At 72.7% G+C, this 16,008-nt stretch carries 1 protein-coding gene; it reads left to right on the forward strand.

Features of this window, described 5'->3' with window-relative positions; translation table 11 throughout:
• Nucleotides 1-205: 205 nt before the first annotated feature.
• The coding region (locus tag ACFV9T_RS29090; RefSeq protein ID WP_385445397.1) for a type I polyketide synthase at nt 206-16,008 on the forward strand (15,803 nt) is incomplete at its 3' end.

Consider the following 16,008-nt stretch of genomic DNA (forward strand, 5'->3'; position numbering starts at 1 on the left):
ACTTCGCTGTTCTGCGGCGCCGTCGCCGCCTGAGTGGCGGCCTCCTAGGGGGCTCTACGGGTAGCTAGGGGTGAGTGGCGGCGCCGAGGATCGTCCCTCAGGACGAACGCCAGCCCGGCGTTTTCGACAGCGCGCGATGAGGGAGGCACTCGCCACCATGACGAGTGATCTTGTTCACGGTACTGATGCCATCGCAATCACCGGCGTGTCGTGCCGCCTCCCCCAGGCACCGGACCCCGGTGCCTTCTGGGAGTTGCTGCGCGCGGGCCGCAGCGCCATCACCGAGGTCCCGCCGGACCGCTGGGACCCGGACACGGTGCTGCCGGACGAGGGGCTCCCGGACGACGGGGAGCGGCATCGGGCCGGGCTGCGCCACGGCGGTTTCCTGGACCGGGTGGACGCGTTCGACGCGGCGTTCTTCGGCATCTCGCCACGCGAGGCGGTGGCGATCGACCCGCAGCAGCGGCTGTTCGCCGAACTGGCATGGGAGGCGCTGGAGGACGCGGGCATCGTCCCGGAGACGCTGCGTTCCACCGCGACGGGTGTGATGGTCGGGGCGATCGCCGCCGACTACGCGGCGGTGGCGCGGCGCGGCGGCGCGATCACCCAGCACTCGCTGCCGGGGCTGAACCGGGGTGTCATCGCCAACCGGGTCTCGTACGCGCTGGGTCTGCGCGGCCCGAGCCTCGCGGTGGACACCGCGCAGTCGTCGTCGCTGGTGGCGGTGCATCTGGCGGTGGAGAGCCTGCGCAGGGGCGAGTGCACCCTCGCCCTGGCGGGCGGTGTGGCGCTCAACTTCGCGCCCGAGAGCGCCGAGGTGGCCGGGCGGTTCGGCGGGCTGTCGCCGGACGGGCGCTGCTTCACCTTCGACGCGCGGGCCAACGGCTACGTACGCGGTGAGGGCGGCGGGGTCGTCGTGCTGAAGCCGCTGGTGGACGCGGTGCGCGACGGGGACACGGTGTACGGGGTCATCGTCGGCAGCGCGGTCAACAACGACGGCGCCACCGACGGGCTCACCGTACCCAGCGCCGAGGCGCAGGCGGCGGTGGCGCGGCAGGCGTGCGAGGACGCGGGGGTGGACCCGGCGCGGGTGCGCTACGTGGAGCTGCACGGCACGGGCACACCGACGGGCGATCCGCTGGAGGCGGCGGGCGTGGGCGCCGCGTACGGCAGCGCGCGGCCCGCGGGCTCGCCCGTGCTCGTCGGCTCGGCCAAGACCAACGTCGGGCATCTGGAGGGCGCGGCGGGCATCGTCGGGCTGATCAAGACGGCGCTGAGCATCCGCCACCGGGAGATCCCGGCGAGCCTCAACTACGCGACACCGCATCCCCGTATCGACCCCGAGGCGCTGAACCTGCGGGTCCAGAGCGAGTGCGGGCCGTGGCCGGACGCGCCGCTGCTGGCCGGGGTGAGTTCGTTCGGCGTGGGCGGGACGAACTGCCACCTGGTGGTCGCCGAGGGGCCGGAGCGGGCCACGCCGGAGGCTTCGGAGAGCGGCGGCGAGCCGGTGATCCCGCTGGCGCCGTGGCTGGTGTCCGGCCGTACGGAGGCGGCGCTGCGCGCCCAGGCCGGACGGCTGCGGGAGCGGCCAACGGCTGATACCGGCTCCGACGCGTACGACATCGGCTGGTCGCTCGCCCGCACTCGCACCCACTTCGAGCACCGGGCCGTGGCGCTCGGGCTCGACCACGACGCGCAGCTGGCGGCGTTGCGGGCCGGGGAGGAGATGCCCGGCCTGATCAGGGGTGTCACGGGCGACCACGGCAAGGTGGCGCTGGTGTTCCCGGGGCAGGGCTCGCAGTGGGAGGGCATGGCGCGCGAGCTGCTGCGTACGTCGGCGGTCTTCCGTGCCTCGGTCGAGGCGTGCCACGAGGCGCTGGCCCCGCACACCGACTGGTCGCTGCTGGACACGCTCGCGGGCGCGCCCGGCGCGCCGTCGCTGGAGCGCGCGGATGTCGTCCAGCCCGTGCTGTTCGCGGTGATGGTGTCGCTCGCCCGGGTGTGGGAGTCGCTGGGGGTGCGGCCGGACGCGGTGGTGGGGCATTCGCAGGGCGAGGTGGCCGCGGCGCACATCGCGGGGGCGCTCAGCCTGGAGGACGCCGCCAGGGTGGTGGCGCTGCGCAGCCGGACCATCATGACGCTGGCGGGCACCGGGGCGATGGCGTCGGTACCGCTCCCGGCCGACCGGGTCGCCGCGTACATCGCCCCCTTCGGCGACGGACTGAGCGTCGCCGCGGTCAACGGGCCCGGGACCACGGTGGTGGCCGGGGCGCCCGAGGTGGTAGCCGCGTTGCTGGCCCGCTGCGAGGCGGACGGGATCCGGGCGAAGGCCGTCCCGGCCGTGGACTTCGCCTCGCACTCGCCGCATATGGAGGCCATCCGGGAGCGGTTGCTGGAGCAGCTGGCGGGGGTGGCACCGCGTTCGTGTGACATCGCGTTCTACTCGACGGTCACCGGAAGCACCATCGACACGGCGGGGCTGGACGCCGCGTACTGGTACACCAATCTGCGTCAGCCCGTCCTCTTCGAGACGACGCTCCGGAACATGGCGGAGGCCGGGTTCGGCACGTTCGTCGAGTCGAGCCCGCATCCCGTCCTCACCCTCGGACTGCGCGAGACGCTGCCGGAAGCGCTGGTCGTGGGGTCGCTGCGGCGCAACGAGGCGCCGTGGCCGCCGCTGCTGACCTCGCTGGCGGAGCTGCATGTGCGCGGCCTGCCCGTGGACTGGTCCGCCGTCTTCGCCGGGCGGACACCGCGCCGCGTGGCGCTGCCCACGTACGCGTTCCAGCGCGAGCGCTACTGGCCCGAGGTGTCCACCGGCTTCGAGCCGGTGGCGCGGGCCGCTGCCCCGCAGCGGGAGGACCGGGCGGCAGAGCGCACGGCGGACGCGACGTGGTCGGAGCGGCTTGCCGGGCTGACGGAGGACGAGCGGCACCGTAGCGCGCTGACGCTGGTGCGGCTGCGTACGGCCATCGTGCTCGGCCATCTGAGCACGGACACGGTGGACGTCGACCGGGCGTTCCGTGAGCTGGGCATGGACTCCACGATGGCGGTCCAGCTGCGGCAGAACCTGATGGACGCCACCGCGCTGACGCTGCCGGAGACCATCGTCTTCGACCATCCGAGCCCGTCCCGGCTGGCGCGGAAGCTGTGCGAACTGGCCCTGGGCGACGACGCGTTGACCGTCGGGTCCACTCGGCGGGCGGTCGCATCGGCGGTGGACGCCGACGACCCGATCGTGGTCGTCGGCATGGCCTGCCGCTTCCCCGGTGGCGCCGGTTCCCCCGAGGAGCTGTGGCAGCTGGTCGAGGGCGGTGTGGACGCCATTTCCGGGTTCCCCACCGACCGGGGCTGGGACCTGGACGCCCTGTACGACCCCGAGCCCGGTGTGCGGGGCAAGACCTACACCCGGCACGGCGGGTTCCTGGACGACGCCGCCGAATTCGACGCGGAGTTCTTCGGCATCAGCCCGCGCGAGGCCACCGCGATGGATCCGCAGCAGCGGGTGTTGCTGCAGGTCACCTGGGAGGCGTTCGAGCGCGCCGGGATCGATCCGGGCACGCTGCGCGGCAGTAGCACCGGGGTGTTCGTGGGCGCCATGTCGCAGGAGTACGGGCCACGGCTGCACGAGGGCGACGACGGGCTGGGGGGCTATCTGCTCACCGGCACCACCGCGAGCGTCGCCTCGGGGCGGCTCGCCTACACCTTCGGGCTCGAAGGCCCGGCGGTGACGATCGACACGGCCTGCTCGTCGTCGCTGGTCGCGATGCACCAGGCGGTGCAGGCGCTGCGGGTCGGGGACTGTGCGCTGGCGGTGGCGGGTGGCGTCACGGTCATGGCGACCCCCGGCATGTTCGTGGAGTTCGGGCAGCAGCGCGGGCTGGCCGCGGACGGCCGGTGCAAGTCGTTCGCGGCCGGTGCGGACGGCACGATCTGGGCCGAGGGCGCGGGCATGATCCTGCTCGAACGGCTCTCGGACGCACGGGCCAACGGCCACTCCGTCCTGGCCGTCATCCGTGGCTCGGCGGTCAACCAGGACGGCGCGTCCAACGGCCTGACCGCGCCGAACGGACCGTCCCAGCAGCGCGTCATCACCGCCGCGCTGGCGGGCGCCGGGCTCACGCCCGGCCAGGTGGACGCGGTGGAGGGGCACGGCACCGGCACCACCCTGGGCGACCCCATCGAGGCTCAGGCGCTGCTCGCCACCTACGGTCAGGGGCGCGCGGAGCCGCTGTGGCTGGGCTCACTGAAGTCCAACATCGGCCACGCGCAGGCGGCGGCCGGTGTCGGTGGCGTCATCAAGATGATCCAGGCCATGCGCCACGCCACCCTGCCCAGAACCCTCCACGTCGATGAGCCCAGCCCGCACATCGACTGGACCACGGGCGACATCCGGCTTCTCGCCGAGGCCCGGCCCTGGCCCGAGAAGGGCCACCCGCGCCGTGCCGCCATCTCCTCCTTCGGCATCAGTGGCACCAACGCCCACCTCATCGTCGAACAAGCCCCCGCTCCTGAGAGCGGGGAGGACGAGGGCGCGTCTGACGGGACCCTGATCCCGTGGGTGCTCTCCGCCAAGTCCGAGCAGGCCCTGCGGGACCAGGCCCGGCGGCTGCGCGGCCACCTGGCCGACCGCCCCGGCCTCACGCCCGCCGCCATCGGCCACGCGCTGGCCACCACGCGCGCCCACCTCCCTCACCGCGCCGCCGCCATCGCGGCCGACCGCGAGGCGTTCGACCGCGCGCTGGACGCCCTCACACGCGGCGAACCGTCGCCCGCCCTGGTGCGCGGCACCGCCCGCCCCGGCAGGACGGCTTTCCTCTTCACGGGGCAGGGCAGTCAGCGGCTGGGGATGGGCCGGGGGCTGTACGAGGCGTTCCCGGTGTTCGCGCGCGCCTTCGACGAGGTGTGCGCCGTACTCGACCCTGCGGTGCGCGAGGTGATGTGGGGCGACGAGGAGGCGCTGCACCGTACGGAGTTCACCCAGCCCGCCATCTTCGCGGTGGAGGTGGCGCTGTTCCGGCTCGTGGAGTCCTGGGGCGTACGGCCCGACTTCGTCGCCGGTCACTCGATCGGAGAGCTGGCCGCCGCGCATGTCGCCGGGGTGTTCTCCCTGGCGGACGCCGCCGCGCTGATCACGGCGCGGGGGCGGCTGATGGGGGCGCTGCCGCCCGGGGGTGCGATGGTGGCGGTCGAGGCCACCGAGGACGAGGTGGCCCCGTATCTGACCGATCGAGTGGACCTCGCGGCCGTCAACGGGCCTGTCTCCGTAGTGCTTTCGGGCGCCGAGGACGCCGTGGCCTCTGTGGTGGAACGGCTCGGTGAGCGCAGGACGAACCGCCTCACGGTGTCCCACGCGTTCCACTCGCCCCTGATGGACCCGATGCTGGAGGACTTCCGCCAGGTCGCCCAGGGCGTGACGTACGACCAGCCGCGCGTCCCGGTGATGGCGGATGGCGATGTGGCGCACCCCGAGTACTGGGTGCGGCATGTGCGTGGCACGGTACGGTTCGCCGACGCGGTGACCCGGCTGGAAGCCGAAGGCGTCACCCACTACGTGGAGTTGGGGCCCGATGGTGTCCTCACCGCCATGGTCCGCCACTGCCTCACCGGCCCCGACACCGCCACCCTCGTCCCCACCCTCCACCGCGATCGCGACGAGACGCAGGCGCTGATGGGCGCTCTCGGCCGTCTGCACACCCATGGGATCGCCATCGACTGGGCCCGTCTGTTCGGCGAGGTCCCGCCCCCGGCCGTCGACCTGCCCACGTACGCGTTCCAGCGCGAGCGCTACTGGCTGGACACGCCGAAGCCCACCGTGGGCGCCGGTGGCCTGGGGCTGACGGCCACCGGCCATCCGATCCTGACCACCGCGGCCGAACTCCCCGATCCGGGCGGGCTGCTCCTGACCGGCCGGGTGAACGCCGCCACCCCCGGCTGGGCGGCCGACCACGCCGTTTTCGGCACCCCGGTCATGCCGGGCGTGGCGTTCGTGGACATGCTGCTGCACGCCGCGTCGCGGGTGGGGTGTGCCCGCGTCGAGGAGCTGACCCACCACGTCTTCCTGGCGCTGCCCGAGCAGGGCGCCCTCCAGCTGCGGGTCCTCGTACGGGCTGCGGACGACGCGGGGCGGCGTACCTTCGCCGTCCACTCACGGCCCGAGGACGCCCCGCCGGGAGCCGACTGGACCTGCCACGCCACGGGCGCGCTCGGCGCCGCCGACCCCGAGGACACCGCCGCACCCGCCGACACGGTCTGGCCACCGGCCTCCGCCGAACCCGCCGACACGGCCTGGCCACCGGCCTCCGCCGAACCCCTCGGCACCGACGGCTTCTACCGGCGGCTCGCCGACGCCGGTTTCGGCTACGGCCCGCTCTTCCAGGGGCTCACGGCCGCCTGGCGGGACGGCGACGGCGTGCTCTACGCCGAGGTCGCCCTGGACTCGGGCACGGCCCCCGGCCACTACGGCGTCCACCCCGGGCTGCTCGACTCCGCGCTCCACCCGCTCGCCCTGGCGGCGGGCGCCTCCGAGGACGGCACGCTCAATGTGCCGTTCTCCTGGAACGGCGTGACCCTCCACACGACGGGCGCACGCGCCCTGCGGGTCCGCCTCGCGCCCCTCGCGGCCGACGCGGTCGCGCTACGGGTCATGGACCCGGCCGGTGCGCCGGTCCTGACCGTCGACTCCCTCGTCCTGCGCCCGGTCGGCCCCGAGCAGCTCGCCGCCGCCAGGCCCGACCGCGACGGCGCGCTCCACGAGGTCACCTGGCGCGCGGTGGCCACGCCACCGGACACCGCCGTGTCCCCCGAGGCGGCGGCGGGATGGGCCGTGGTCGGGGACGCGGGCGACGGGCTGGCAGCGCTCGGCGCGGCGGTGGTGACATACCCGGACGCCGAGGCCCTGCGTACGGCGCTGCGGTCCGGTGCGGCCCGGCCGGAGACGGTCGTCGCCCGGTTCACCCGGGCCGCAGGAGGCGGCGCCGAGGCCGCACGCGCCGCGACGCGCCACGCCCTGGACCTGCTGCAGACTGTTTTGGCGGACGGGGGTCCTGACTGCCGCCTGGTGCTCCTCACCGAGGGCGCGGTGGCCACCGAGCCTGACACCCCTGGTCGTGGCATCGATCCGGTGGCGGCCTCGGTATGGGGCTTGATCCGCTCGGCCCAGTCCGAGCACCCGGGCCGGTGCACCCTCATCGACGTCGATGACGCGCAGGCCATCGAGGCGGCGCTGTCCACCGGGGAACCCCAACTGGCCGTACGCGAGGGTCAGTTACTCGTCCCCCGTCTTACCCCTCTGACATCAGGCACGGCCACCGCCACCACCTTCGACGCACACCGCACGGTGCTCATCACCGGCGGCACCGGCGCCCTCGGCGCCCTCCTCGCCCGTCACCTGGTGACCCGGTACGGGGTCAGGAAGCTGCTGCTGACCAGCCGGAGCGGCCCCGAAGCGGCGGGCGACCTCATCGAGGAGCTGACGGCTCTCGGCGCCGAGGCCACCGTCGCCGCCTGCGATGTCGGCGACCGCGAGGCCCTGGCCGCGCTGCTGGCTACCCTGCCCGACGACCACCCACTCGGCGCGGTGGTGCACTGCGCGGGCGTCCTGGACGACGGCGTGGTCACCGAGCTGGGCCCGGACCGGCTGGACACGGTGCTGCGCCCCAAGGCCGATGGCGCGTGGAACCTCCACCTGGCGACCCGGGACGCCGACCTGTCCGCGTTCGTGCTGTTCTCCTCCGTGGCGGGCACCCTGGGCACCGCCGGACAGGCCAACTACGCCGCCGCCAACGCCTTCCTCGACGCGCTCGCCCACCACCGCCGCGAACACGGCCTGTGCGCCACTTCCCTCGCCTGGGGACTGTGGGCGGAGGACGGCGGCATGGGCGGCACCCTGGACCGGCGGGGCCTGGCACGTATGAGCCGCGAGGGGCTGGCGCCGATGCCCACCGCACGGGCCCTCGCGCTCTTCGACGCGGCCCTCGCCACCGGGCGCACGGTGCTCGTGCCCACCGGGCTCGACGTCACCGGCGTACGCGCGGCGCAGCGGGCGTCCAGCCCGGTGTCGCCGCTGCTCGCCGACCTCGTCGCCGCTCAGGCCCCGGCCCCGCGCTCCGACCGGACCAGCGACACCGGCCAGGACGCCTCGCTGCGCGGGCGGCTGGCCGGGCTGCCCGAGGCCGAACAGCGCGAGTTGTTGCTGGACGTCCTCCGCATGCATATCGCCACCGTCCTGGGCCACAGCTCACCGCCCAACATCGACCCCGGAACCTCGTTCAAGGACCTGGGCTTCGACTCGCTCGCGGGCATCGAGCTGCTCATCGTGCTGGGCGAGGCGCTGGGGCTGCATCTGCCGTCCACGATGCTGTTCGACCACCCCACACCCGCCGCCCTGATCACCCACCTCAAGGACGAACTGGTCGGCGACGCTCCCCTGCCGGAGACCCCTGCCCAGGCGACGGGCGCTACGGAGACCCCGCGCGCCGCCGACACCGGGGCCGCCACGACCATCACGGCCGTAACCGATGACGAGCCGATCGCAGTCATCGGCATGGGCTGCCGTTTCCCCGGTGGCGCGAGCACACCGGAGGCGCTGTGGCGGCTGGTGGCCGAGGGCCGCGACGCGGTCGGGGCGTTCCCGGACAACCGTGGCTGGGACCTGGACGACCTGTACGATCCCGACCCCGATGTGCGTGGCAAGACCTACGCCCGCGAGGGTGGATTCCTCTACGACGCCGCCGAGTTCGACGCCGAGTTCTTCGGCATCAGCCCCCGCGAAGCCCTCGCGCTCGACCCCCAGCAGCGGCTGCTGCTGGAGACCGCCTGGGAAACGTTCGAGGACGCGGGGCTGCGCCCCGATACTCTGGACGGCAGCGCCACCGGTGTGTTCGCCGGAGTCGTCACCCAGGAGTACGGCTCCCTCGTCCACCAGGGCGGCGAGCCTGTCGATGGGTTCCTGCTGACGGGCACGACGGCGAGCGTGGCGTCCGGGCGGGTGGCGTACACGTTCGGCTTTGAGGGCCCGGCGGTCACGGTCGACACTGCCTGCTCCTCCTCGCTGGTGGCGCTGCACATGGCGTGCCAGTCGCTGCGGAGCGACGAGTGCTCCATGGCCCTGGCCGGTGGCGCCACCGTCATGGCCAATGCCGGGATGTTCCTGGAGTTCAGCCGCCAGCGCGGGCTGGCACCCGACGGCCGGGCCAAGTCCTACTCCGCTGCCGCCGACGGCACCATCTGGGCCGAGGGCGCGGGCATGGTCCTGCTCGAAAAGCTCTCCGACGCCCAAGCCAACGGACACCACGTCCTGGCCGTCATCCGTGGTTCGGCAGTCAACCAGGACGGCGCGTCCAACGGCCTGACCGCGCCGAACGGACCGTCCCAGCAACGCGTCATCAACGCCGCCCTGGCCAACGCCGGACTCACTCCTGACCAGGTCGACGCCGTCGAAGGCCACGGCACCGGCACCACTCTCGGCGACCCCATCGAGGCAAAGGCCCTGCTGGCCACCTACGGCCAGAACCGCGAAGAGCCGCTGTGGCTGGGCTCGTTCAAGTCCAACATCGGCCACGCCCAGGCGGCCGCCGGTATCGGTGGCGTCATCAAGATGATCCAGGCCATGCGCCACGCCACCCTGCCCAAGACCCTCCACGTGGATGAGCCCAGCCCGCACATCGACTGGGCCACCGGGAGTGTCCAACTGCTCACCGAGGCCCGGGCCTGGCCTGAGAACGACCGCCCCCGCCGTGCCGCCGTCTCCGCCTTCGGCATCAGCGGCACCAACGCCCACCTCATCCTTGAACAAGCTCCGGCGCCTCTCGAACCGGCCCCGGACACCACGGCGCGACCGACCACGGCCCCCTGGATCCTGTCCGCCAAGACCGAGCAGGCCCTACGGGCCCAGGCGCAGCAGTTGCGCACCCACCTGGAGCTGAGCCCCGAGCCGCATCCGGACCGAGTCGCCGACGCACTCGCCACCACGCGGACGCTCTTCCACCACCGGGCGGTAGTGGTGGCAGACGAGCCCGAGGCGTTCGACCGCGCCCTCGACGCCCTCACACGCGGTGAGCCGTCCCCGGCCGTGGTCCACGGCACGCCGCACCCCGGCAAGACCGCGTTCCTCTTCACCGGCCAAGGCGCACAGCGGGCGGGCATGGGACGTCGGCTCTATGACACGTACGCCGTCTTCCGCGACGCGTTCGATGAAGTCTGCGCCACGTTGGACCAGTACCTGGAAGCCGAACAGCCCATCAAGGACGTCGTCTTCGCCGAGGACCAGGGCCCGCTGAACCAGACCCGCTCCACCCAGGCCGCCCTGTTCGCCCTGGAGACCGCGCTCTACCGCCTGGTGGAGTCCTTCGGCATCACCCCGGACTACGTCACCGGCCACTCCATCGGCGAACTCACCGCCGCCCACATCGCCGGAGTCCTCAGTCTGGATGACGCCTGCTACCTGGTCGCCGCCCGTGGCTCACTGATGCAGGCGCTGCCCGCCGGGGGCGCCATGATCTCCGTACGCGCCACCGAGGAGCAGGTACGGCCCCTGCTCGAAGGCCGCGAACACGAAGTGGCCATCGCCGCCATCAACGGACCCACCTCCCTGGTCATCTCCGGCGACGAACAAGCCACCACCGACATCGCCGCCACCCTCACCCAAGACGGCATCAAGACCCGCAGACTGACCGTCTCCCACGCGTTCCACTCCCCCCACATGGACGCGATGCTGGACGAATTCACACGCGTCGCCGCCGAACTCACCTACCGCGCCCCCACCATCCCCCTCGTCTCCAACGTCACGGGCGAGCTGGCCAACCCCGACGACATCACCACACCCACCTACTGGGCCCGCCACGTCCGCGAAGCCGTCCGCTTCGCCGACAGCATCACCACCCTCCACACCCACGGCGTCCGCCACTACCTCGAACTCGGCCCCGACGCCACCCTCACCACCATGGCCCAGGACAACCTGCCCGACACCACCGACACCACGTTCATCCCCGTCCTGCACCGAGAGCGGGACGAGAACCACACCCTCCTCACCGCACTCGCCACCGCACACACCCACGGCGTCCACGTCCGCTGGACTCCCCTGATCAGCGAACCGACCACCCCCACCGCCCTCCCCACCTACGCCTTCCAGCGGCAGCGCTACTGGCTGGAAAGGCCCAGGCCCACGGCGGGTGCTGATGGTCTGGGGCTGACGGCGACCGGCCACCCCGTGCTGACCACCCTGGCCGAACTTCCGGGCGGTGGCGGGCACCTCTTCACCGGCCGCGTCACCGGAACCGACCCCGCCTGGGTGGCCGAGCACGCCATCTTCGGGGCGATGATCGTCCCCGGCGTGGCCTTCGTGGATCTCCTTCTCCACGCGGCACGCCATGTGGACTGCGACCACATCGAGGAACTGACCCACCATGTGTTCCTCGCCGTGCCGGAACGCGGCGCGCTCAAGCTACGGGTCCTCGTCGAACCGGCGGACGGCTCCGGGCGGCGTTCCCTCGCGGTGTACTCCCGGCCTGAGGACGCCCCCGCCGAGAACGAGTGGACCTGCCACGCCACGGGAGTGCTCGCGGCCGGAGAGCGGGAAGCCCCCTCGACGGCCGGTGTGCTGACGGACGAGGTCTGGCCCCCGGCCGCCGCGGAGCCCATGGATACAGCGGATTTCTACCGCCGGGTCACCGGTGCGGGCTTCGGCTACGGGCCGCTGTTCCGGGGGATGCGCGCGGCCTGGCGGGACGGGGACACCACGTACGCGGAGGTGTCGCTGCCCACGGAAGCGGACCCCGGCGCGTACGGCATCCATCCCGGCCTGCTCGACTCGGCGCTCCAGCCCGCGGCGCTCATCGCGGGGCGCGAGGCGGCTGAGGACACCATCAGGGTGCCGTTCTCGTGGAGCGGCGTGTCCCTCCACGCCACAGGGGCGAGCGCTCTGCGCATCCGCCTCCAGTGGCCCACCCCGGACACGGTGTCGCTGGTCATCGCCGACCAGACGGGTGCGCCGGTCATGACGATCGACGCCCTCATCATGCGGTCGGTCGGCCCCGACCAACTCGCCGCCGCGCGTGCCGCCGACGCCGGAGAGCTGTACGAGGTGGACTGGCTCGCCGTACCGACACCCGAGGACGAGGTGCGGGGCACGGTCGAGATCCCGCAGGACGCGGTGGCACTTCCGACCGCGCAGCGGGACGACGACGCCACCGGCCCCGATGTGTTCGTCACGTGGTGTGTCTCCGAGGACGGCGCCGACCCGGCAGAGTCCACCCGCTCCCTCACCCACCGTGTGCTCGGTCTCGTCCAGGCAGTCGTGTCCGACGAACGACCGGACTCCCGCCTCGTGATCCTGACCAGGGGTGCGATGTCCACCGCCACCGAGGACGAGCCGACCGACCTGGCCGGGGCGGCGGTCTGGGGACTGATCCGCACCGCTCAGTCGGAGCACCCGGACCGGTTCACGCTGATCGACGTCGACGGCTCGGATGCCTCGCTGAGGGCCGTACCCGCCGCCCTCGCCGCCACGGAACCCCAACTCGCCGTACGCGACGGCGCGCTCCTGGCCCCGCGTCTCGCCCGCCCCGCCACCCCTGGCACTTCTGACACCTCACCCGCGCCGTTCGCCCCGGACAAGACGGTGCTCATCACCGGCGGCACCGGCGCCCTGGGCACGCTCCTCGCCCGCCACCTGGTCACCACGTACGGGGTCAGGAGGCTGCTGCTCGTCAGCCGGAGCGGACCGCAGGCCGGGAGCACCCTCGCCGCGGAACTCGCCGAACTCGGCGCCGAGGCCACCGTCGCGGCCTGCGACACCGCCGACCGGCCGTCGCTGGAAGCCCTGCTCGGAAGCCTGCCGGAGGAGCATCCGCTCGGCGCGGTGGTGCACTGCGCCGGGACACTGGACGACGGCATCGTGACGGCCCTCAGCCCTGAGCGGTTCGACGGGGTGCTCCGCCCGAAGGTGGACGCCGCGTGGAATCTCCATGAGCTGACCCGGGACAGGGACCTGGACGCGTTCGTCCTGTTCTCGTCGGCGGTCGGTGTCCTCGGCTCCCCCGGACAGGCCAACTACGCGGCCGCCAACAGCTTCCTGGACGGCCTCGCCCAGCACCGCCGGGCGAGCGGACTGCCCGCCACGTCGCTCGCCTGGGGGCTGTGGGACCAGGGTGGCGGCATGGCCGGAACCCTCGATGAGCAGGACCGGGCGCGGATGAGCCGCAACGGGCTGCTGCCGATGCCCGCCGAACAGGCGCTCGCGCACTTCGACGCGGCGCTCGGCGCGGAGCCCGCCGTGGTGGTCCCGGCCAAGCTCGACCTGCCCGGCCTGCGGGCCCGCGCCACGTCCGCCCCGGTGGCGCCGATCTTCCGTGGGCTGGTCCGTACGCCTCTGCGCACCGCCGCCCAGGCGGCGTCGGCCGGAGCGGACGCGGGCGGGCTGCGGCAGTCGCTCGCGGGGCGCTCCGAGGCCGAGCAGGAGCGGATCGTCCTGGACTTCCTGCGTGGCCACGTGGCCACCGTCCTCGGACACGGATCGCCCGACGCGATCGACCCCGTGCACTCGTTCAAGGACCTGGGATTCGACTCGCTCAGCTCGGTGGAACTGCGCAACTCGCTCAACAAGGCGTCCGGGATGCGCCTTCCGTCCACCCTGCTGTTCGACTACCCCACCCCCGCCGTGCTGGCGGGCTATATGCGTGGCGAGCTGATGGGCAGCGGGCAGGGTGAGGCCGGTGCCCAGGTGGCCCGGCGCACCGCCCGTACGGCACCGGCTGCCACCGACACGGCCGAGCCGATCGCGATCGTGGGGATGGGCTGCCGTTTCCCCGGTGGCGCGAGCACACCGGAGGCGCTGTGGCGGCTGGTGGCCGAGGGCCGCGACGCGGTCGGAGCGTTCCCGGACAACCGTGGCTGGGACCTGGACGACCTGTACGATCCCGACCCCGATGTGCGCGGCAAGACCTACGTCCAACAGGGCGGATTCCTCTACGACGCCGACCGCTTCGACCCCGAGTTCTTCGGCATCACGCCACGTGAAGCCCTCGCGCTCGACCCCCAGCAGCGTTTCCTCCTGGAGACGGCCTGGGAGACGTTCGAGGACGCGGGCATACGGCCCGACACCCTGCGCGGCAGCGCCACCGGTGTCTTCGCCGGGGTGGCCGCCCAGGAGTACGTCTCGCTGACGCATCACGGCGGCGAACCGGTCGAGGGCTATCTGCTCACGGGTACGACGGCGAGCGTGGCGTCCGGGCGGGTGTCGTACACGTTCGGCTTCGAGGGCCCGGCGGTCACGGTCGACACCGCCTGCTCCTCCTCCCTGGTGGCGCTCCACTTGGCGTGCCAGTCGCTGCGCAGTGGCGAGTGCTCCATGGCCCTGGCCGGTGGCGCCACGATCATGGCCAATGCCGGGATGTTCCTGGAGTTCAGCCGCCAGCGCGGGCTGGCACCCGACGGCCGGGCCAAGTCCTACTCCGCTGCCGCCGACGGCACCATCTGGGCCGAGGGCGCGGGCATGCTCCTCCTCGAAAAGCTCTCCGACGCCCAAGCCAATGGCCACACCGTGCTGGCCGTGATCCGTGGTTCGGCGGTCAACCAGGACGGCGCGTCCAACGGACTCACCGCGCCGAACGGACCGTCCCAGCAGCGCGTCATCCGCGCCGCCCTGGCCAACGCCGGTCTTACGCCCGACCAGGTCGACGCGGTGGAAGGCCACGGCACCGGCACCACCCTGGGCGACCCCATCGAGGCACAGGCACTGCTGGCCACCTACGGCCAGAACCGCGACGAACCCCTGTGGCTCGGCTCCTTCAAATCCAACATCGGCCACGCGCAGGCAGCGGCCGGTATCGGTGGCGTCATCAAGATGATCCAGGCCATGCGCCACGCCACCCTCCCCAAGACCCTCCACGTGGACGAGCCCAGCCCCCACATCGACTGGACCACCGGCAGTGTCCAGCTGCTCACCGAGGCCCGGGCCTGGCCCGAGAACGGCCACCCCCGCCGCGCCGCCATCTCCTCCTTCGGCATCAGCGGCACCAACGCCCACCTCATCCTCGAACAAGCCCCCGCCACGCCCGCCCCGGAAACCCCGAGGGACACCACCACCGTCCCCTGGCTCCTCTCCGCCAAGACCGAACAAGCCCTCCGCGACCAGGCCCAACGCCTCCTCGACCACACCGCCCAACACCCCACCGACATCGCGTACACCCTGGCCACCACCCGCACCATCTTCGACCACCGGGCCGTGGTGCTGGCGGATGATCGCGAGGCATTCGACCGCGCGCTTGGCGCCCTCACACGCGGTGAGCCGTCCCCGGCCGTGGTCCACGGCACGCCCCACCCGGGCAAGACCGCGTTCCTCTTCACCGGTCAAGGCGCACAGCGGGCGGGCATGGGACGTCGGCTCTATGACACGTACGCCGTCTTCCGCGACGCGTTCGATGAAGTCTGCGCCACGTTGGACCAGTACCTGGAAGCCGAACAGCCCATCAAGGACGTCGTCTTCGCCGAGGACCAGGGCCCGCTGAACCAGACCCGCTCCACCCAGGCCGGACTGTTCGCCCTGGAAACCGCGCTCTACCGGCTCGTGGAGTCCTTCGGCGTCACTCCCGACTACGTCACCGGCCACTCCATCGGCGAACTCACCGCCGCCCACATCGCCGGAGTCCTCACCCTGGACGACGCCTGCCGACTGGTCGCCGCCCGTGGCGCCCTCATGCAAGCCATCCCGTCCAACGGCGCCATGATCTCCGTACGCGCCACCGAAGAGCAGCTACGCCCGCTGCTCGAAGGCCGCGAACACGAAGTGGCCATCGCGGCCATCAACGGGCCCACCTCCCTGGTCATCTCGGGCGACGAACAAGCCACCACCGACATCGCCGCCACCCTCACCCAAGACGGCATCAAGACCCGCAGACTGACCGTCTCCCACGCCTTCCACTCCCCCCACATGGACGCGATGCTGGACGAATTCACACGCGTCGCCGCCGAACTCACCTACCGCGCCCCCACCATCCCCCTCGTCTCCAA

It is taken from the genome of Streptomyces sp. NPDC059850 (genome assembly GCF_042731515.1).
GTDB lineage: Bacteria > Actinomycetota > Actinomycetes > Streptomycetales > Streptomycetaceae > Streptomyces.